Below are 19,842 nucleotides of genomic sequence, written 5' to 3' on the forward strand. Positions count from 1 at the left end.
GCCGATAAGCAAAGGCCGTCTGAAACCTTATTCTTCAATCACTTGAGGAACGATATACAGGCGGTTGCGCACTTCTGGGGCAACAGCCTGATATTCTGCAGCGTGGTCGGTTTCAGTTACTTTATCTTCGCGCAGACGCAAAGCGGCTTCGTGCGGATGCGCCATGGGTTCGATGCCGTCGGTATTGACGCTTTGCATGTTTTCAACCATAGCGAAAATGTCGTTCAACTCGGCAAGCGTTTTGTTTTTTTCTTCGTCCGTTAAAGTGAGGCGCGAGAGTTTTGCGATTTTTTCCACATCATTTAAGCTTAAAGCCATAAAAAATCCTTGTCTGATAGCAATGCCTCTTAGGTTTGGGGTATCATTGCATTTCGTCTTCTATGAAGCGAAGAATTATAACCGAAAACCAAACAGGTTGGCATGGTGTTTTGATTCAGACGGCCTTTTAAGGGCGCATTTATCCGTCTAAAACCGTGTACCTGTTTTTCTTATTTTAAATACTGCTTAAAGCATCCGGACTGGGCCGGAATTTCAGGAATCCTAATGTTTCGTCTTTTATCTCGTTTCCTCTCCAATGATATTGCCATCGATTTGGGCACGGCCAACACGCTGATTTTTGTACGCGGCAAAGGGATTGTTTTGGATGAGCCGTCCATGGTTGCGATTCAATCCGGCGCAGGCAATAAAAGTAAAATTATGGCAGTGGGCACGGAAGCTAAAAAGATGCAGGGCCGTGCGCCACGCAATATCGAAATTGTCCGCCCGATGAGGGACGGTGTGATTGCAGACTTTGTGATCACCGAGCGTATGCTGGGGATGTTGATTAAAAAAGCCACCGAAGGACGGTCTTTGGTTCCGCCTCGTGTGGTTATCTGTGTTCCGGGCGGCTCTACCCAAGTGGAACGTAAAGCAATTTTGGATTCTGCGTTTGCTGCCGGTGCGGCAAGCGTGCATTTGATTGAAGAATCGATGGCTGCCGCTTTAGGCGCGGGCTTACCGATTGAAGATGCAGCAGGTTCGATGATTGTCGATATTGGCGGCGGTACGACTGAAATCGGTATTCTTTCACTGGGCGGTATGGCCTATTCTGCTTCTGTCCGCGCAGCCGGCGATGAATTCGATAAAAGCATCATCCATTACCTGCGCCGCCATCGCGGTGTCTTGATTGGCGAAGCTACAGCCGAAGAATTGAAAAAACAAATCGGCTCTGCCTCTGGCTTTGAAACCGAAACAGCCATGCGCATTAAAGGCCGTGATCTGGCCGAAGGTACGCCTAAATCCTTGGCGGTTACTTCAGATGAAATCCGTGAAGCATTGAGTGAAACGGTAAATCAAATCATCCGTGCCGTCCGTCTGGCTTTGGAACAGGCACCGCCTGAGCTGGCCGGCGACATCGCAGACCGCGGCATTATGCTGACAGGCGGCGGTGCGCTTCTGCACGGTATTGATACCGTCTTAGCCGATGCAACCGGCCTGCCTGTCGGTATTGCCGATCAGCCTCTGAACTGCGTCGCCTATGGTGCCGGTAAGGCTTTGGACTATATCGGCAAATGGGATACCGTGTTTACGGAAAACCCATAAGGTAGATGGTTATGGAACGCTCTTCTTTGCGCTTTGACGAGGCAAAAGGCTCTAAGCTGTTGCCTCGTTTTGTCGTTTATATCGCTCTGGCTGCCGGCCTGATGGTAGCCGATTACCGCTTTTCATTGATGCAGCCTGTACGTGCGGCAGTCATGCCCATGCTCTACCCTGTTCAATGGCTGGCCAATCAACCTGTTCAACTTTATCAATATTTTGCCGAACTCTCCCAGTCCAAATCCGAGCTCTTGGAACAAAACCGCCAGCTTATGGAAGAAAATGGCCGTCTGAAAATCGATTTGCAGCGGGATAAAGTCAATACCGATGAATTGCGCGAATTAAAAAAACTGTACGGTTTGCAACAAAAAGGTATTCACAACGTTATCGGTGCGGAAGTCATTTCCAATGGCAAAGATCCGCTTTCCGAAAGACTGATTATCGGCAAGGGCAGTCAAGACGGCTTGAAAGTTGGCGATGCGGTCATCGATCAAAGCGGTTTGATCGGCCTGTTGACACAAGTTCACACACAAAGTGCAGAAATTGGGCTGATTTCAGGCGGACAAAGCATTGTCCCCATAGCCGTCAGCCGCACCGGCGAACGCAACTTGGCATACGGCAATGGCAGCGGTTTAGATTTGCGCTATTTCCCAACTGGCTCAGACTTGAAACCCGGCGATATTCTGCTGACTTCCGGTTTGGATGGTACTTATCCGGCGGGGATTCCCGTTGCAACCGTCAGCAAGGTTGTCCGCGCATCGGGAACACCTTATTACGATACGCAACTGACGCCTTTGGCCGCTTTACGCAGCAGCCGTTTTGTCTTGGTACTTTCTTCCGCCCCTTCTTCCCCACGCTGATTTCATGAACGATTTTGACGATTCTTACCGTGCAGTACCGCTGCACATCATGGCGGCCAGTCTCATTGTGATGATGATACTGGACTTTATGCCGTTTTCCTTTGACGGGTTCTTCTGGCTGCCTGAAATGACGGCACTGATGCTGCTGTATTGGGCATTGCACCAACCGCAACGCGCAGGCATGGGACTGGCTTTTGCCATCGGTCTGATTGTCGATGCAGCAACCGCCGCGACTTTGGGCTTGCACGCCCTGTCTTACGTCGTGATGACTTATTTCATCTTAAACCGCCGCCGCCAAATCATGCTGTACGGCCACATTATGCAATTGGCCGCTGTCTTGGCTGCGTTGTTGCTCAATCAGGCCGTTTTAACTGCTGCCCGTCTGTTCCTCAATAATCAGGTCATCACTTTGCAAGGCTTTGTTGCTCCATTTGTCGGCGCACTGCTTTGGCCCATACTCAGCCAGCTGATGCTGATCGTGACCCGTATTTACCGCTCCCACTGAAAAGATGAAACCGATTCTTCCACGCCGTCTTTCCGGTGGTCAACATACCAAAAAACCTTCCGCTCAGGCAGCACAAACCGATGCTTTGTTGCGCCTGCTCGTTGCGTTTATCCTGATTGTTATCTTCTTTTCCATTTTGCTGGCGCGGTTCTTCTACCTGCAAGTGACCCAACACAACGAGTTTTCCGGTCAGGCATCGAGCAACCGTATTACCCTGATTCCAACGCCGCCCGTACGCGGCGAAATCGTCGATATCAACGGCGTTCCTTTGGCCAAAAACTATCCCATCTTTTCGCTCGAAGTTATTCCCAGCCGCATCGAAGGCAAGATGGAAGATGTCATTGAAGCATTGAAAAAATACGTCGATATCACGCCGACAGATTTAAAACGCTTCAAAAAATACCGCGAAAGCTATCGAAAATTTGAAAACATCCCGCTCAAGCTCAGGCTGACCGATGAAGAAGCTGCACGTTTGTCTGTGCATCTGCGCGAATTCAAAGGCGTAGAGGTTAACTCACGCACATTCCGCGAATATCCTTACGGCAAGCTGACTTCCCATTTCTTAGGCTATATCGGCCGTATTAGCGATAAAGACAAAGAAATGCTGGAAGAAGAAGGCCTGACTGCCCTCTACCGCGGCAGTACGCATATCGGCAAATCCGGCTTGGAAAAATATTACGAACACCAGCTTCATGGCATTCCAGGCTATCAGGAAGTCGAAAAAGACGCTTACGGCAATATCGTCCGCGTATTGAAAAATGTTCCGTCCAAAATGGGGCAAACCTTGCGCCTAGGCATGGATATCCGTATGCAACAGGAAGCCGACCGCATCTTGGGCGACCGTCGTGGCGCATTGGTGGCCATCAATCCGCAAGACGGTACTGTTTTGGCTTTTGTTTCCAAACCTTCCTTTGATCCCAACCTCTTTATTGACGGCATCGACAGCGACACTTGGAAAATGCTGAATGACGATTGGAAAAAGCCTTTGATCAACCGCGTTACCCAAGGCCTTTATCCGCCGGGTTCTACATTCAAACCCTTTATTGGCATGGCTTTGTTGGAAAGCGGCAAAATCACTCAAAACACTATCATCCCCGCCCCCGGCGCATGGAGCATCCCTGGCAGCCGCCATATCTTCCGCGACTCTGTCCGCAGCGGCCACGGCTCGGCCAACTTGAGTAAAGCCATTCAAGTATCGTCTGATACTTTCTTCTATCGTCTCGGCTATGAAATGGGTATCGATAAAACCTCTCCGTATCTGGCGCAATTCGGTTTCGGCCAGAAAACCGGCATTGATCTGCCCAGCGAATACACAGGCGTTTTACCTAGCCGCGAATGGAAAGCCAAACGTTTTGCCAAGTCTTCCGACCCTACCGCAAAAGAATGGCGCGCCGGCGAAATGGTTTCTGTCAGTATCGGCCAAGGCTACAACGCCTACACGCCTTTGCAAATGGCACATGCGACAGCTTCTCTGGCCAATGACGGTGTCGTTCATCAGCCGCATTTGGTCAAAGAAGTATTGGACTTCGGCGCACGCAAAATTACCCGTATCAACCCCAATCCTGAGCGTCAAATTCCGTTCAAAGCCGATAACTTCGAATACGTCAAACGCTCAATGGAAAAGGTATTGAAACCGGGTGGTACGGCGCACCGTATCGGTGGCGGACTCGCCTATACGATGGGCGGTAAAACCGGTACAGCCCAAGTCGTACAAATTAAACAAGGCGGCCGCTACAATGCCGCAGCCCTGCGCGAACAACACCGCGACCACGCATGGTTTATCTCGTTTGCGCCATTGGAAAAACCTGAAATTGCCATTGCCGTTATTTTGGAAAACGGCGGCTGGGGTGCGTATGCCGCGCCATTGGCCCGTGAAATGACTGATTTTTATATGCTTCACGTCAAGCCGCAACAGTTTTCAGACGGCCTTGAGTCAGATTTAGCCAAAACTGAAACAACGGACAAGCATCAGCCTATTACCAGCATTTTCCAATCTGCCTACGGACTGACGCCGACAAGCCCTGCCTCACAGCCGGAGGTTCATCATGAATAACACATCAGTGTGGAAAAATTTCAAATCCACCATTGCAGCCCCGATTGACCCTTGGCTGTTTTTTGCCATGCTCGCCATCTACATCATGAGCCTGTTCCTGCTCTATTCTGCAGACGGGCAAGAGTTCGGCCAATTGGAAAACAAAACCATCCATACCGTTTTGGGCTTTGCCCTTTTATGGATTATCGCCGTATTCAAGCCGCAAACGGCTGCCAAAGTCGCCTTGCCTGTTTACATTGTCGGCGTATTACTGCTGATTGGCGTCGAAGTCGCCGGCGTTACCGTCAACGGCTCGACCCGTTGGCTGAGCCTCGGCTTTACCCGTATCCAACCTTCCGAAATCATGAAAATCGGTATTCCCATGACTGTCGCGTGGTATTTCCAACGCTATGAAGGCCGTCTGAAATGGATACATTATATTGTCGCCCTTGTGCTGATTCTTGCTCCTGTCGCCCTGATTTTGAAGCAGCCCGACCTCGGTACGGCCGCGCTGATTATGGCTTCGGGTATTTTTGTCATCTTTTTTGCCGGATTGCCTTGGAAAGCCATTTTTTCCGCTATTATTGCCTTTGTAGCCGCCTTGCCGCTCTTGTGGAATTACGGCATGCACGACTATCAAAAAACCCGCGTCCTTACCCTGCTCGACCCAACCAAAGATCCGTTAGGTGCAGGCTACCACATCATCCAATCCATGATTGCCATCGGCTCGGGTGGTGTATGGGGTAAAGGCTGGCTCAACGGTACGCAAACCCATTTGGACTATATTCCCGAATCAACGACTGACTTTATTTTCGCGGTATTCGGTGAAGAGTTCGGCCTGATTGGCAATATCCTTTTACTGCTGGTTTACCTTATCATTCTGGCACGCGGATTGTGGATTGCCGCGCAAGCGCAATCCCTTTACAGCCGTACTCTGGCAGGCGCGTTGACCATGACCTTTTTCTGCTATGCCTTTGTAAACATGGGCATGGTCAGCGGTATTTTGCCCGTTGTCGGCGTCCCCCTCCCCTTGGTCAGCTACGGCGGTACAGCTACGCTTTCCATCATGGTGGTACTCGCCCTGTTGATGGGTATTGCCAACGAACACAAAAACCGTCGCCGCCGTAATGCGGATAACGATAACCTAACTGAAAGCGAGGAATAATATGGAACTGGGTGTAGAAATCGGCAAGCTGCTTGTGGCATTTCTCGTGCTGATTAATCCTTTCAGCGCACTCTCAATTTATCTTGATCTGACACAAAACCACAGCACCAAAGAAAAGCGCAGAATCGCGCGTACTGCCGCATTGGCTGTTTTCATCGTAATCATCGTCTTTGCACTGAGCGGCGGTATCTTATTGAAAGTACTAGGCATCAGCGTCGGCTCTTTCCAAGTCGGCGGCGGTATTCTGGTTTTACTGATTGCCATCTCCTTAATGAACGGCAACGATAATCCTGCCAAACCCAAAATTGATCCCCATTCAGAAGAACATCAAAGTGCGCAACAAGTCCGCCGCAATGAAAAAGCGATTGCCGTCGTACCCATTGCCATTCCGATTACCATCGGTCCCGGCGGTATCTCCACTGTCATCATTTATTCCTCTGCCGCCAAAAATTACAGCGATATTGCCCTGATTATCATCTCCGGCTTTTTGGTCAGCCTGATTTGCTATTTCATTCTGGTCGTGGCCGGACGCATCAGCAAACGCCTGGGCACTACCGGGCTGACTATCCTCAACCGCATCATGGGCATGATGCTTGCCGCCATTTCCGTAGAGATTATTGTTGCCGGCTTAAAATCCATTTTCCCCCAACTGGTCGCTTGAAGTACAATCATCACAATAAAAGGCCGTCTGAAACATTTTCAGACGGCCTCATAAAAACATAAAAACAAAGGAGCCAACCATGTTTCACAGCACCCACGTTTTCACCGGAGAAACCATTTACCGCAGACCGGCGCAAAGCTATACCGAGTTCACCGACGAATTAAACCGCCTCCAAACCCTTCAGCAAACCTTCGCACAATCAAGCATTATCGAGCGCACCGCCCTCTTACAGCAATTTGCCAACAGCCTTACCCAAAACCAAGAACGCCTCGCTGAAATGGTTTGCGAAGAAGTCGGACGCTGCCTGCACGAATGCCGTGCCGAAATCAGCAAATCCATCGAGCTTATCCGCTACTACGTCCGCCTTGCCCCCGAACTGCTTGCCCATAAAACCATCGCCACCCAAGCCAGCCTCAGCCAAGTCCGCTTCGAGCCTTTGGGCGTTGTTTTGGCAGTCATGCCGTGGAACTACCCTGTTTGGCAGATTTTACGATTTGCCATCCCTGCCCTCTGTGCCGGCAATGCCTGTGCGGTCAAACCTGCGCCCAGTGTTGCCCGCGTCAGCGAAACCCTATTCAGCCTTATCCCCGAAGGTTTACCACTTATCGGCGCATGGTTAAGTCATGAAGACACGCTTCAAGCCATTGAAGATACCAATGCCATGGCGTTTACCGGTTCGACCCATACGGGCCGCCTGCTGGCCGCCCATGCGGGCAGACATCTGAAAAAAAACGTCCTTGAACTGGGCGGCAGCAATCCGTTAATCATCCTGCCCGACGCCGATCTGCAACGCGCAGCCATCGATGCCTGCTATTCTCGTTTCCGTGATGCCGGGCAATCCTGCAATGCCGCTAAACGCATCGTTGTTACCCAAGATATTGCCGAACAATTTATCCCGCTCTTCCTTGCCGAATGCGCCAAACTGCAAACCGGCAATCCCAAAGATCCGAACACTACCCTTGCCCCGCTTCACCGCGAAGACCTGCGTCAAACCGTACACGAGCAGGTTCAAGATGCGGTTGCACATGGCGCGCAGTGCTTGAGCGGCGGTTATATCCCTGAGGGAGAAAGCTGGTTTTACCCTGCCACGGTATTGGATCAAATCAACCCGAACTGCCGCGTTTGGCACGAAGAAGTCTTCGGCCCAGTTGCCATGATTTTACGCGCCAACAATCCGGATCATGCCGTCGCACTTGCCAATGACACACCTTTCGGCCTCGGCGCCTGTATCTACACAGCCGACACGGCAAACGCATGGCAATACGCCGAAAAAATCCAAGCAGGCTCTGTCTTTATCAACCGCCACACCAGCAGCGACCTGCGCCTCCCCTTTGGCGGCGTCAAAGCTTCAGGCTACGGACGGGAGCTATCCGAATTCGGACTGTACGAATTCGTCAACATCAAAACCTATTGGCAAAAATAAACCGTTTCATTAACTCAGGCCGTCTGAAAACCCAATTTCAGACGGCCTGATGTTTTTTAAAGACTGGCAAAAATGTTGTATTTAAAACCCATACCAATTCTGCAAAATCAAAGCGGCTCAAAAATAAGCAACCTATTTTAGAAAGCAATTTATATTTCCACGCCTATTTTGAATCGGCAGCTTACCATGTTCATCATTCCAGCCGTTTCATTAAACTCTCTATAAAATACGCGACAAACAAAAATGCCGTCTGAAATACAACTTTCAGACGGCATTTTCAATCAAATACTACTTACCGGATTACAATTTCAAACCGGCCAGTTTAGCAGCATACGCATCCAAATCAGCGATTGGACGGGTAGCCACGCCGCTTTCCATAGCTGCTTTAGCGGTAGCAGAAGCAACGCGCGGCAACAGGCGGGAGTCGAATGGGGTAGGAATCAGGTATTCCGCACCGAATTCAAATTTCTTACCGTAAGCAGCAATCACTTCTTCAGGAACTTCTTCCATTGCCAAGTCAGCCAAAGCATATACGCAAGCGCGTTTCATTTCTTCATTGATGGTGGTTGCGCCGACATCCAATGCGCCACGGAAGATGAACGGGAAGCACAATACGTTGTTTACTTGGTTCGGGAAGTCTGAGCGGCCGGTACCAATGACCACATCCGGACGGGTTTCTTTTGCCAAAGGAGGCAGAATTTCCGGATTTGGGTTTGCCATAGCGAACACGATTGGTTTTTCGTTCATGGTGTTCAGCATTTCAGGAGTCAGCAGGTTTGCACCGGACAGACCCAAGAAGATGTCTTTACCTTTTACGGCATCAGCCAATACGCGTTGGCCGTTGTCTTCGATGGCGTAGAATTGTTTGGATTCGTCCATCGAGTCTTTGTCTTCGCGGGTTTTGTAAATCACGCCTTTGGAGTCGCAGACGGTCACGTTTTCACGTTTCAGTCCGACGGCGAGCAGTTGGTTCAAGCAGGCAATCGCTGCGGCACCTGCGCCGGAGCACACCAAAGTCGCTTCTTCAATTTTGCGGCCGGTATAACGCAAAGCGTTCAGTACAGCGGCAGCGGTAATGATGGCAGTACCGTGTTGGTCGTCGTGGAATACGGGGATTTTGCAACGTTTGCGCAATTCGCGTTCGATGTAGAAGCACTCAGGCGCTTTGATGTCTTCGAGGTTGATACCGCCGAAAGTCGGTTCCAAAGAAGCAATGATGTCTACCAATTTTTGCGGGTCTTTTTCATCGATTTCGATATCGAATACGTCAACGCCGGCGAATTTTTTGAACAATACGCCTTTGCCTTCCATTACAGGTTTACCGGCCAATGCGCCGATGTTGCCCAAACCCAACACTGCTGTACCGTTGGAAATCACGGCAACCAAATTGCCTTTGGCAGTGTATTTGTAGGCATTTTGCGGATCGGCATGGATTTCCATACAAGGAGCAGCTACGCCCGGAGAGTACGCCAACGCCAAGTCTTTAGAAGTAGCCAGAGATTTGGTTGGGGTAACGGAGATTTTGCCCGGCACGGGGAATTCGTGGAACTGCAGAGCGGCTTCTTTTAATGAATTTTCCATTTATCAATCCTGTTTGCGAGAGAGATTTTACAGCGAACAAGTCTGAAACAGGCTGCTTCAGACGTTTAAAATTTCTAAAGTCGGGTTGTTAACAGACCGGCTTTGTAACAGGCCGTAATTTTATCATGTTCTTTTGGTGGCGCATACCGATATTTATTACATTTGTTTTGATATTTCGTTTTATTTGGTTTTATGTCTAAAAACTTCTGTAATAATATTTCTTCGCCACATTACCCTTCTTTCAGACGGCATTTTATTTAAACTTAAACATTCAATCCAAAATAACTGTCTAGCGCGGTTTCAATCTGATTTTTTACCGCGTCCAGACTTTGGCTGCTGTCGATGACGGCATAGCGTTCCGGCTGTTCGTTAGCACGTTGCAGATATACTTCGCGCACCCGATTGAAAAACTCGGCTTCTTCTTGTTCAAAGCGGTCTTTCTCACGCGTTTGGTTGATGCGTACCATTGACACTTCTAAAGGCACATCCAACAGCAAGGTTAAATCTGGGCGGAAATCGCCCTGTACCCAATGCTCAAGCGTGGCAATATCTTGCAAGGGAACGCCTCGTCCGCCTCCTTGATAGGCAAACGTTGCATCGGTAAAGCGGTCTGAAACGACATGCGTGCCGTTTTTCAGGGCAGGTAAAATGACTGTTTCCAAGTGTTGCTGTCTGGCTGCAAACATCAGCAGGGTTTCTGTACGCAGGCTGACTTGGGTGGCTGGGTTGAGCAGGATTTCACGCAATGCTTCTCCGGCCGGAGTACCTCCCGGTTCACGCGTAAACAATACGGGCAGTTGGTGTTTCTCAAACCATGCTTTCATTACGGCAAGATTGGTGGATTTGCCTGCGCCGTCTATGCCGTCAAGGGTAATAAATCTGGGTTTCATATTGATATCGTCAATTTAAAGGCCGTCTGAAACAGGGATTATAAATGTTTCAGACGGCCTATTCGGTTTATTTCTTCAAAATATATTTGCGTACAGCGGCGTTGTGTTCAGAAAGATTGTGGCTGAACTCGCTCAAACCCGTACCATCCATTTTTGAGACGAAATACAGATATTTTTCATCAGACGGATGACCCGCCGCCTCAAGCGCGGCCTTACCGGGAAGCGCAATCGGCGTCGGTGTCAGACCGCTGCGTGTGTAGGTATTGTAAGGCGTATCGCGTTGCAGGTCGGCTTTGCGGATTCTGCCTTTATACGCATCGCCCATACCATAGATGACGGTCGGGTCGGTTTGCAGGCGCATGCCGATATTCAGGCGGTTGACGAATACGGCGGCCACATGGGCGCGATCGTCTTCGTGCGCGGTTTCTTTTTCAATCAGACTCGCCATAATCAGCATTTCATACGGATTTTTATAAGGTAGGCCGCTTTGACGGTCGTCCCATGCTTCTTGCAGGTTTTCCCGCATTTTACGGTAGGCGATTTTGTAAATTTGAAGATCGCTGCCGCCGGCATCAATTTCGTAACTATCCGGGAAAAACTGTCCTTCGGGATTGCTGCTCAAGGCGTCGGGTGCTACTTCGGCCATCAGTTTTTCATCGCTCCAACCGCGCGTATCGTGGGCAATGTCGGCAGTGTTGTCGATAATACGGCGCATTTGGGCAAAACGCGCGCCTTCCAAAATTTGCACGCTGACCGAGTCAGGGCGGCCTTTTTTAATGCGTTTTAAAATGTCCCAAGCCGATACTTTGGAAGACAGGCGGTAAGAGCCGGCATTGAGTTGGTTGTGTACGCCCATCACATACGCGGCGGCTACCAGCACATAACGGTTATAAACGATGCCATCTTGAGCCAGTTTGCGGCTGACGGAAGAGATACCTTGGTTTTTGGTAATGGTAATACGGTATGGTTTGCCGTTGTCTTTCGGAACAAACAACAATGCGGCAACCACGGCGGCAAATGCCGTCAAAAATACGGCCAGCCATTTCAACAATTTTTTCAGCATGGTAGGATTCTTGGTTTGTGAACGTGTCGGGCGACAGTATAACCGAAAACAAGCGCACCACGCCTGCCACCTTCCCCAACGTATGTTTTCCTATCCCGAAAGGCCGTCTGAAACCATGAATTCCCCTTCCAAAAACATTTGGCAAAACGGCCGTTGGCTGAATGCACGCCAAACTCATTCGCCCAATTTCAGCCCGCGCGAACTGGATGAAAACATCTCATTGGTTGTCCTACATAATATTTCCCTCCCTCCTTTTGAGTACAACACGGGTGCGGTGGAAAAATTGTTTACCAACCAAATCAATCCTGACGAGCATCCTTTTTTCAGCATCATCCACACCTTGCGCGTCTCCAGCCATTTTTTCATCAGCCGTAAGGGCGAAACCGTCCAATTCGTTTCCTGCGACGACATGGCCTATCATGCAGGCGTATCATCGTTTCAAGGCAGAGAAAAATGCAATGCCTTTTCCATCGGTATCGAATTGGAAGGCTGCGATTTCGAGCCTTTTACCGAAGCACAATACACCAGCCTGCAAGCCTTGCTGACCGCTATTTCCGGGCATTATCCGATTCAGGCCGTTACCGGTCATCAGGACATCGCGCCGGACAGGAAAACCGATCCCGGACATTTCTTTGATTGGCCTCGCCTTCAAAAAGCAGGTTTCCCCATCCGGCGCGGATAACTTTCAGACGGCCTGAACAATGATTGGCAGACATAATGCTGTCACAACCGTTTATTTTCGTTATAATTCAGCTATTCATTCGGACGCATAAAGTCCGGCTCCAACGAACTTCCCACGCAGCAAGATTCCGCACCCTGAAAAAGACGGAATGCTGCCTTTTTAAAAAGTGATTACTCCATGATTTTCATCGTCTTAGCCCTCGCCGCCCTTTTGGCGGTCATCGGTTACAACATGTACCAGGAAAACCAATACCGCAAACAAGTGCGCGAACAATTCGGCCATTCCGATAAGGATGCACTTTTGACCAGCAAAACCAAACACGTCCGCGACAGCAAAGAAACCGGCGGCCAAGGTTTGTTTATCAAGAAAAACAAAAAAACCGAAGAGGCATTGCGCAACCTGCAAGAGCAAGATGAAATCTACGCGGCAAAAGCCAAACTGGCTCACCCTGCCCAACTTAAAACGGATGTCGAGCTGACCATGGAAGACGACTTTTCCGCAGAAGAAAAAGTCCAACACACCGTTATCGGCTTAAACAACGAAATTACCGTCAGCCCTGCCGAAGCCGCTTCAGCCTCGGTTGAAACCGCCTCCGAACCTGTGGCACAAGTACCATTGATCAGCTTGGACGAATTGTCTCAAGTCGAGCTGCCTTGGTTTGACCCGCGCTTCGACTACATGGCCTACATCTCCCTGAAACAAGCCCAAGAATTGCACGCCTTGCCGCGCCTTTCCAGCACACACCGCTTCCAAATCATCGGTTGCACCATGGACGATCATTTCCGCGTTGCCGAGCCAATTCCGGGCGTTTACTACCAAGGCTTCGTCATGGGTCTGCAAGCTGTCAGCCGCAACGGTTTGGCAGCGCGTGAAGAGCTGCAACACTTCGACCAACAGGTTGATGCTTTTGCCCAACTGATGGACGGCAAAGTTTTGCATACCGACTTGGACGCGTTCACCGAAGTCGCGCAAGCCCTCGACCAATTCTGTGCGCGTGTTGACCAAACCATCGCCATTCACTTGGTTTCCCATTCCAATATCAGCGGCGTAGAACTGCGTGCTGCCGTGGAAGATACAGGCTTCAAACTGGGCGAAGACGGCGCGTTTCACTTCGGCGACAACAACAACCCTAAATTGTTCTCCATCCATACTTTGGATAACAAACCGTTTACCAACCCTCTGTTGGACAACCAAGCCTACCGCGGTTTCAGCATGCTTTTGGATATTCCGCATGTTCCTGCCGGCGAAAAAACTTTCGACAAATTTATGGACTTGGCAGTCAAACTCTCCGGCCAACTCAGCTTGGATTTGGTTAACGACCAAATGGAAGAAGTTTCCACCCAATGGCTTAAAGACGTACGCAACTACGTTTTGGCCCGTCAGGAAGAAATGCTTAAAGTCGGCATCAAACCCGGCAGCAAACAAGCCCTGCGCCTGTTCTCTTAAAATTCCCCAATCAAAAAGCGGATATGCAATGACGGCATATCCGCTTTTTTTCAGGTAAAATCCCTTCATCTTCAATATTCATCGATTTTCAGACGGCCTCTCTATCCTCAGGCCGTCTGAAAACTCTATTTCGATTGCACATGAATCCGACCGCACAACGTATCAAATACCTGACCGACCTCCTCAACCGCTACGCCTACGAATACTACACCCTAGACGCGCCCAGCGTACCCGACGCCGAATACGACAAATTGTTCCGCAAGCTCGAGGCATTGGAGCGAAACTACCCCGAGTTCAAACTGCCCGACAGCCCGACCCAACGTGTCGGTGGCGAACCTTTGGCAGGCTTTGATGAAGTGCGTCATGAAGTGCCTATGCTGTCACTGACCAACGCCTTTTCGCCACAAGACGAAAACGGCGTGTTTGACCATGCCGAAATGTACGCTTTTGATGAACGCGTTCGTGGCGGATTAAACGGAGAAAAACCAGAATACGTTATCGAACCTAAATTTGACGGTCTGGCCATCAGCCTGCTGTACCGCGACGGCGTATTGACTCAAGCAGCAACCCGTGGCGACGGCACAACAGGCGAAGACGTTACCCAAAACGTCAAAACCGTATCCAACATCCCCCTGCGCCTGCATGGAGAAAACATTCCCGAGCTTATCGAGATACGCGGCGAAGTACTGATGCTTAAAGCCGATTTTGCCGCCTTAAACGCACGACAGGCTGAAAACGGACAAAAACCTTTCGCCAATCCGCGCAATGCCGCCGCCGGTAGTTTACGCCAACTCGACTCGCGCATTACGGCACAGCGCAAACTGCATTTCTTCCCCTATTCCATCGCCCGACAACAAGGCGGTTTTATCGCAGAAGAACACCTGCAAGAGCTGAGCTACTGTAAAGAACTCGGCTTCAGCCTGCCTGACGGTAATTTCGGCTGTTTCCAAAATATCGACGAAGTATTAGCGTTTTACGAGCAAATGCAGCAAAAACGCCCTACATTACCCTACGAAATCGACGGCATGGTGGTCAAAGTCAACAGCTTGACGCAACAGCGCGAACTCGGCTTCATCTCACGCGCACCGCGCTGGGCCATTGCCCACAAATTCCCTGCCGAAGAAGCATTGACCATTGTCGAAGCCATTGATGTACAAATCGGGCGCACCGGCGCAGTAACCCCCGTCGCCCGCCTGCAACCTGTATTCGTCGGCGGCGTTACCGTTACCAACGCCACACTGCACAATCAGGACGAAGTATCGCGCAAAGACGTACGCGTTGGCGATACAGTTGTCGTGCGCCGCGCCGGAGACGTGATTCCCGAGGTAGTGCGCGTGATTTTTGAACGCCGCCCAATGCAGGAGACCAACATTGCTGTTTCAGACGGCCTGCAAGATGATTTATTCGCCGAAACACCTTCTGAAACCCGAGCCGAACCGCTTCACAAACCCTACCACCTGCCCACCCATTGCCCTATCTGCCGCAGCGAAATCGAACGTGAAGAAGGCGAAGCGGTTGCCCGATGCAGCGGCGGTATGCTTTGCCAAGCACAACGCGCGCAAGGTTTAATACACTTTGCCTCACGCAAAGCCATGGACATCGACGGACTCGGTCAAAAACAAATCGAGCAGCTTGTAGCACAAGATTTAGTTCGTCATTTCGCCGACCTCTACCGCCTCGATATTCCAACCCTGCAAAAAATGAAGGAAACAGCGGATAAAGCATCGACTAATGAGGAAGAACCATCAAACAGTGAGATTGAAGACTTTGAAAGCGAGACCGGCAATGCCCCGCTTAGCAAAACCAGTAAAAAACAGCCAACTAAATGGGCGGAAAACATCCTTGCAGGCATAGAAGCCAGCAAAACGCCTGAACTTGCCCGCTTCCTTTTTGCCCTCGGTATCCGTCACGTCGGCGAACGCACCGCCAAAACGCTGGCGCAGGCATTCGGCACACTGGAACACGTCCGCTATGCCCCCGAACCCATCCTCGCTTGCCTGCCAGATATCGGCACGGTGGTTGCCCACTCCATCGCCCACTTTTTTGCCCAAGAAGCGCAACAGGCGATGATCGACGAGCTACTGGCTGTAGGTGTTGCCCCGCAAAGCCAGGCTGTCACTATCCCGCCGTTGCGCCATGCCGAGCCGCAACGCTGGATTGCCCGCCTGCCCGATTTTAAAATCAGCGAAACTAAAGCACTGGCCTTGTGGGAGCTTGCCGGTCAAAGCATAGAAGGTTTGCAAACCGACAAGACGTTGCCTGCCGATTGGCAAATATGGCGCAGTAAACCGCAAAACGCAGCCCTGCTTGAAAATATGAAAACTTTCTTTGCTCAAACGCTGTCTACTCTTCAAGATGAAACTATTTCAGACGGCATTAACGAGGCCATAGCAGGTAAAACCTTTGTATTAACAGGGACTTTACCCACACTCAAACGCGACCAAGCCCAAGCCATGATTGAGGCTGCAGGCGGTAAAGTTTCCGGCAGCGTATCCAAAAAAACCGACTACGTTGTCGCCGGAGAAGCCGCAGGCAGTAAATTGGAAAAAGCCCAAGCTTTAGGCGTGGCCGTATTGAGCGAAGAAGAATTACTGTCGTTGCTGGGATAAGACAGTATCCATGACCAATTCTCCTTTTCAAACCGCCTGATACTTTATCATGTGGTATTATCATTACATACGACTACATCTTTACACTTTTTGGGGTATAAACCCACAGTTAAAATAGGATAATAATATGAAACCCATTAAAAAATGCGTCTTCCCCGTTGCCGGTATGGGCACCCGTTTCTTGCCTGCAACCAAAGCCAGCCCCAAAGAAATGCTGCCTATCGTGGACAAACCTCTGATTCAATATGCAGTTGAAGAAGCGGTTGAAGCCGGCTGTACTGAAATGGTGTTCATCACCGGCCGTAACAAACGCAGTATCGAAGACCACTTCGACAAAGCATACGAGTTGGAAACCGAATTGGAATTGCGTCAAAAAGACAAGCTGTTGGAGCACGTTCGCGATATCCTGCCTCCCAACATTACCTGCATGTACATCCGTCAAACTGAAGCATTGGGTTTGGGTCATGCCGTATTGTGCGCGCAGGCTGCCGTTGGTAACGAGCCTTTTGCCGTTATTTTGGCAGACGATTTGATTGACACGCCTAAAGGCGCGTTGAAACAGATGGTTGATGTGTACAACCAAAGCGGTAACAGCATTTTAGGCGTTGAAACCGTTGATCCTTCTCAAACAGGCTCTTATGGTATCGTTGAAGTTGAAAAGCTAAAAAGCTATCAGCGTATTATCAACATCGTTGAAAAACCCAAACCGGAAGAAGCGCCTTCCAACCTTGCTGTTGTCGGCCGCTATATCCTGACTCCGCGTATTTTTGACTTGTTGACCAACCTGCCCCGAGGTGCCGGCGGCGAAATTCAACTGACAGACGGTATCGCCCGCCTGCTTGATCATGAGTTTGTCTTGGCTCATGCATTTGAAGGTAAACGCTACGACTGTGGCAGCAAATTGGGTTACCTTGAAGCAACCGTGGCTTATGGTTTGAAACACCCTGAAACTGGCGAGCAACTCAAAGAATTGCTCAAACAATACGCTTAAGCCCAGCCATTATAAAAGGCCGTCTTAAATTTCAGACGGCCTTTTCTCACACTTATTTCTTCCAATATGCCGGAGTCAGCAAAATCAGAACGGTAAAAATTTCCAAACGTCCCAACAACATCACCGCCGTACACAGCCACTTCTGTACATCACTCAGCGCAGCGTAATTATGCGACGGACCAACTGCGCCCAAACCCGGACCTGCATTAGTAATACAGGCAATGACTGCCGTAAAGGCGGATAAAAAGTCCAAGCCTGCCGCCATCAGTAAAAAGCTGAATACAATGACCGTCATAAAATAAATAAAGATGAACGACATGACAGTCAGCGCCATGCGATCCGGAATAGAACGGTTGTTGACCTTTACCGTACGAACCGCGCGTGGGTGCAACAAAATCAGCATTTCGCGCAAGCTGAATTTGAACAATACCAACGCACGCACGTTTTTAATACCGCCCCCCATAGAGCCTGAACTTGCCAATACGTTCGACAGGAAAAACATCCACAACGACACAATCAGCGGCCATTGGGCAAAGTCAGCATTGGAGAAACCGCTGGCCAATCCGATGGACACAAAGTTGAAGCTGACAAAGCGTAAAGCTTCGCCAAGGCTTTGATAAACATCCTGCTGCCATAAATACAATGCCGAAATCAAAATACTGCCCGACAAAACCAGCAACATGGAACGGCATTCCTCATCTTTCCAATACACCTGCAAAGAGCGGTTGCCCAACGCAGTAAAGTGGCTGGCGAAATTGATACCGCCCCAGACAGTAAAAAACATCAACGTCCATTCGACTGCTACAGAATTGAAATATGCAACGCTGTCATCATGTGTCGAAAAACCGCCCAAGGCCACAGCCGACATCGCATGACACAAGGCATCAAACCAGCCCATACCAGCAATATGCAAGGATACAAAAGCCGCAGCAGTTGTCAGCGCATAGGCAAACCAAAGCCGTTTGGCCACTTGCGAAATACGGGGAGCCATCTTGCTTTCCTTATCCATACCCGGAATTTCCGCTTTGAAGAGCTGTGTCCCCCCCACGCCCAACATCGGCAAAATCGCCACAGCCAGCACGATAATACCCATACCGCCAAGCCAGTTGAGCATGTGCCGCCAAAAATTGACCGACGGATCCAGCGTATCCAAGCCGGAAATCACTGTTGCCCCCGTTGTCGTCAGCCCCGACATCGCTTCAAAAAACGCATCGGTGAAACTCATGGACGGCATATAGAAATAAATCGGCATCGCCGCCACGACGGCAAAAGCCAGCCATAGCATCAATACCAGGGTAAATCCATCACGCGGCCGCAATTCACGGTTGAAACGCAAAGTCAGTACCCAAGTAACGCACGACACCAGCAATACCGTCAAAGCCGTATAGGCAAACACGAGAAACGCGCTGTCGTGATAAAAATACGACATCAGTGTCGGCACGGCCAACAGCAGTGAAAACAACAGCCCCAGCTTGGACAATACATGGACAATCGGCATCACCTTGCTTACCGCACCACCCAATCTGAAACCCTTATACAAATACATCATATCCCTATCATCAGAAAACAAAATATTCAGACGGCCTCATGAAAAAAAAGGCCGTCTGAAACCGCATATTTTATCAAAATGCCGCAACCCCGTGATAAAGAAAAACCAAAAAACACTTGCCTGCTCTTTTTCTAAGAGTATAATGTTATACTATAACACTCACTGGAGAAAGAAATGAAACCCGATATCCACCCAGACAACTATCGTACCGTCCTGTTTTACGACAGCGGTGCAGACCAAGGATGGCTCATCCGTTCATGTGCCAATACCCACGGAAAAACCATGGTTTGGAAAGACGGAGTAGAGTATCCCCTCTTCTCTCTTGATACCTCTTCCGCGTCCCACCCCGTATACACAGGCAAACAACGCAACGTCAATATCGAAGGCCGCGCCAGTAAGTTCAACCAACGTTACCAATCCATGATGTCTTCCTTCAGAAAGGATAAATGATGCAAGTCCTCTCATCCCTAAAAACTGCAAAAAAACGACACCGCGACTGCCAAATTGTCCGCCGAAAAGGCAAAGTGTACGTCATTTGCAAGAGCAATCCCCGTTTTAAAGCACGCCAGCGTTAAGCTGCCCTATCCTTCTTTCAATGTAACTCTCTGAATTTTCCGCACTTTCGTTTACCTCTAGCGCAAGTGCGGCTTTTTTTCAAACAGCATTAATCATTCATATCAAAACTACAAAGAATCCTGCCATACTCCCAAAAACAGGAAGAAAAAGTAAATAATGGTTATCCCTATTGTGAAGCCATAAAGATATTTATAACATGCCGCTACATTCTTCCTTCAACACTGACCATAGGAG

18 protein-coding genes are annotated in these 19,842 nt (G+C 49.7%); 13 read left to right on the plus strand and 5 right to left on the minus strand.

From position 1 onward, the window contains the following. Positions 1-27: 27 nt before the first annotated feature. Positions 28-318 (minus strand): Asp-tRNA(Asn)/Glu-tRNA(Gln) amidotransferase subunit GatC, encoded by a 291-nt coding sequence (gene gatC / locus ACTHTU_RS06265; protein WP_003685110.1) that lies wholly within the window; start codon positions 316-318, stop codon positions 28-30. Between the two features lie 225 nt (positions 319-543). Between gatC and ACTHTU_RS06270 the strand changes: the two genes are divergently transcribed. From ACTHTU_RS06270 to ACTHTU_RS06300, 7 genes are all read left to right on the plus strand, one after another. Next, entirely contained in the window at positions 544-1,581 is a 1,038-nt protein-coding gene (locus ACTHTU_RS06270) for a rod shape-determining protein (protein ID WP_440362090.1), read from the plus strand. Between the two features lie 11 nt (positions 1,582-1,592). Beyond that, complete coding sequence (mreC, locus tag ACTHTU_RS06275) at positions 1,593-2,435, plus strand: rod shape-determining protein MreC (protein WP_440362091.1); 843 nt, start codon at positions 1,593-1,595, stop codon at positions 2,433-2,435. A 4-nt stretch (positions 2,436-2,439) separates the two neighbouring features. Continuing rightward, positions 2,440-2,940 (plus strand): rod shape-determining protein MreD, encoded by a 501-nt coding sequence (gene mreD, locus ACTHTU_RS06280; protein WP_440362092.1) that lies wholly within the window; start codon positions 2,440-2,442, stop codon positions 2,938-2,940. 4 nt (positions 2,941-2,944) lie between these two features. Continuing rightward, the gene (mrdA, locus tag ACTHTU_RS06285) at positions 2,945-4,993 is read left to right on the plus strand and encodes a penicillin-binding protein 2 (protein WP_440362093.1); all 2,049 of its coding nucleotides are present in this window, start codon (positions 2,945-2,947) and stop codon (positions 4,991-4,993) included. Continuing rightward, positions 4,986-6,137: a rod shape-determining protein RodA gene (gene rodA, locus ACTHTU_RS06290; RefSeq protein WP_440362094.1), complete on the plus strand. Its 1,152-nt coding sequence runs from the start codon at positions 4,986-4,988 to the stop codon at positions 6,135-6,137. The genes mrdA and rodA overlap by 8 nt, the downstream gene beginning before the upstream one ends. Before the next feature lies 1 nt (position 6,138). Further along, positions 6,139-6,798 (plus strand): MarC family protein, encoded by a 660-nt coding sequence (locus ACTHTU_RS06295; protein WP_049328611.1) that lies wholly within the window; start codon positions 6,139-6,141, stop codon positions 6,796-6,798. Positions 6,799-6,877: 79 nt separating this feature from the next. Next, entirely contained in the window at positions 6,878-8,221 is a 1,344-nt protein-coding gene (locus tag ACTHTU_RS06300; protein ID WP_440362095.1) for an aldehyde dehydrogenase family protein, read from the plus strand. A 300-nt stretch (positions 8,222-8,521) separates the two neighbouring features. Here ACTHTU_RS06300 and ACTHTU_RS06305 read toward each other — a convergent pair whose 3' ends face one another. The 3 genes from ACTHTU_RS06305 to mltG form a co-directional block, all read right to left on the minus strand. After that, on the minus strand, positions 8,522-9,802 hold the full coding sequence (locus ACTHTU_RS06305) for a malic enzyme-like NAD(P)-binding protein (RefSeq protein WP_440362096.1): 1,281 nt from the start codon (positions 9,800-9,802) through the stop codon (positions 8,522-8,524). Positions 9,803-10,065: 263 nt separating this feature from the next. Further along, positions 10,066-10,692 carry a dTMP kinase gene (tmk, locus tag ACTHTU_RS06310; protein WP_107867517.1) on the minus strand — a complete coding sequence of 209 codons (627 nt, stop codon included), beginning with the start codon at positions 10,690-10,692 and terminating at the stop codon, positions 10,066-10,068. A gap of 67 nt (positions 10,693-10,759) precedes the next feature. Further along, complete coding sequence (gene mltG / locus ACTHTU_RS06315) at positions 10,760-11,755, minus strand: endolytic transglycosylase MltG (protein ID WP_293192752.1); 996 nt, start codon at positions 11,753-11,755, stop codon at positions 10,760-10,762. Positions 11,756-11,870: 115 nt separating this feature from the next. Here mltG and ampD point away from each other — a divergent pair, with 115 nt between their 5' ends. The 4 genes from ampD to galU all read left to right on the plus strand — a co-directional run bounded on the left by ampD (position 11,871) and on the right by galU (position 17,483). Beyond that, positions 11,871-12,437 carry a 1,6-anhydro-N-acetylmuramyl-L-alanine amidase AmpD gene (gene ampD / locus ACTHTU_RS06320; protein ID WP_440362142.1) on the plus strand — a complete coding sequence of 189 codons (567 nt, stop codon included), beginning with the start codon at positions 11,871-11,873 and terminating at the stop codon, positions 12,435-12,437. A 177-nt stretch (positions 12,438-12,614) separates the two neighbouring features. Further along, on the plus strand, positions 12,615-13,883 hold the full coding sequence (locus tag ACTHTU_RS06325) for a cell division protein ZipA C-terminal FtsZ-binding domain-containing protein (RefSeq protein ID WP_440362097.1): 1,269 nt from the start codon (positions 12,615-12,617) through the stop codon (positions 13,881-13,883). Between the two features lie 140 nt (positions 13,884-14,023). Then, positions 14,024-16,492 carry an NAD-dependent DNA ligase LigA gene (gene ligA, locus ACTHTU_RS06330; RefSeq protein ID WP_440362098.1) on the plus strand — a complete coding sequence of 823 codons (2,469 nt, stop codon included), beginning with the start codon at positions 14,024-14,026 and terminating at the stop codon, positions 16,490-16,492. 127 nt (positions 16,493-16,619) lie between these two features. Next, the gene (gene galU, locus ACTHTU_RS06335) at positions 16,620-17,483 is read left to right on the plus strand and encodes a UTP--glucose-1-phosphate uridylyltransferase GalU (RefSeq protein WP_440362099.1); all 864 of its coding nucleotides are present in this window, start codon (positions 16,620-16,622) and stop codon (positions 17,481-17,483) included. Positions 17,484-17,535: 52 nt separating this feature from the next. Here the strand turns inward: galU and ACTHTU_RS06340 are convergent, their stop codons facing one another. Beyond that, positions 17,536-19,032 (minus strand): TrkH family potassium uptake protein, encoded by a 1,497-nt coding sequence (locus ACTHTU_RS06340; RefSeq protein ID WP_440362100.1) that lies wholly within the window; start codon positions 19,030-19,032, stop codon positions 17,536-17,538. Between the two features lie 174 nt (positions 19,033-19,206). On the opposite strand from ACTHTU_RS06340, the gene ACTHTU_RS06345 reads away from it, so the two are divergent. Next, positions 19,207-19,482 carry a type B 50S ribosomal protein L31 gene (locus ACTHTU_RS06345; RefSeq protein WP_049328620.1) on the plus strand — a complete coding sequence of 92 codons (276 nt, stop codon included), beginning with the start codon at positions 19,207-19,209 and terminating at the stop codon, positions 19,480-19,482. Next, positions 19,482-19,607, plus strand: coding sequence for a type B 50S ribosomal protein L36 (ykgO, locus tag ACTHTU_RS06350; RefSeq protein WP_003685279.1), 126 nt, complete (start codon positions 19,482-19,484; stop codon positions 19,605-19,607). Before ACTHTU_RS06345 ends, ykgO begins: the two co-directional genes overlap by 1 nt. Positions 19,608-19,842 lie beyond the last annotated feature (235 nt).

Origin of the sequence: Neisseria sp. P0020.S005 (genome assembly GCF_051957055.1) — a bacterium.
Lineage (GTDB): Bacteria > Pseudomonadota > Gammaproteobacteria > Burkholderiales > Neisseriaceae > Neisseria > Neisseria subflava_A.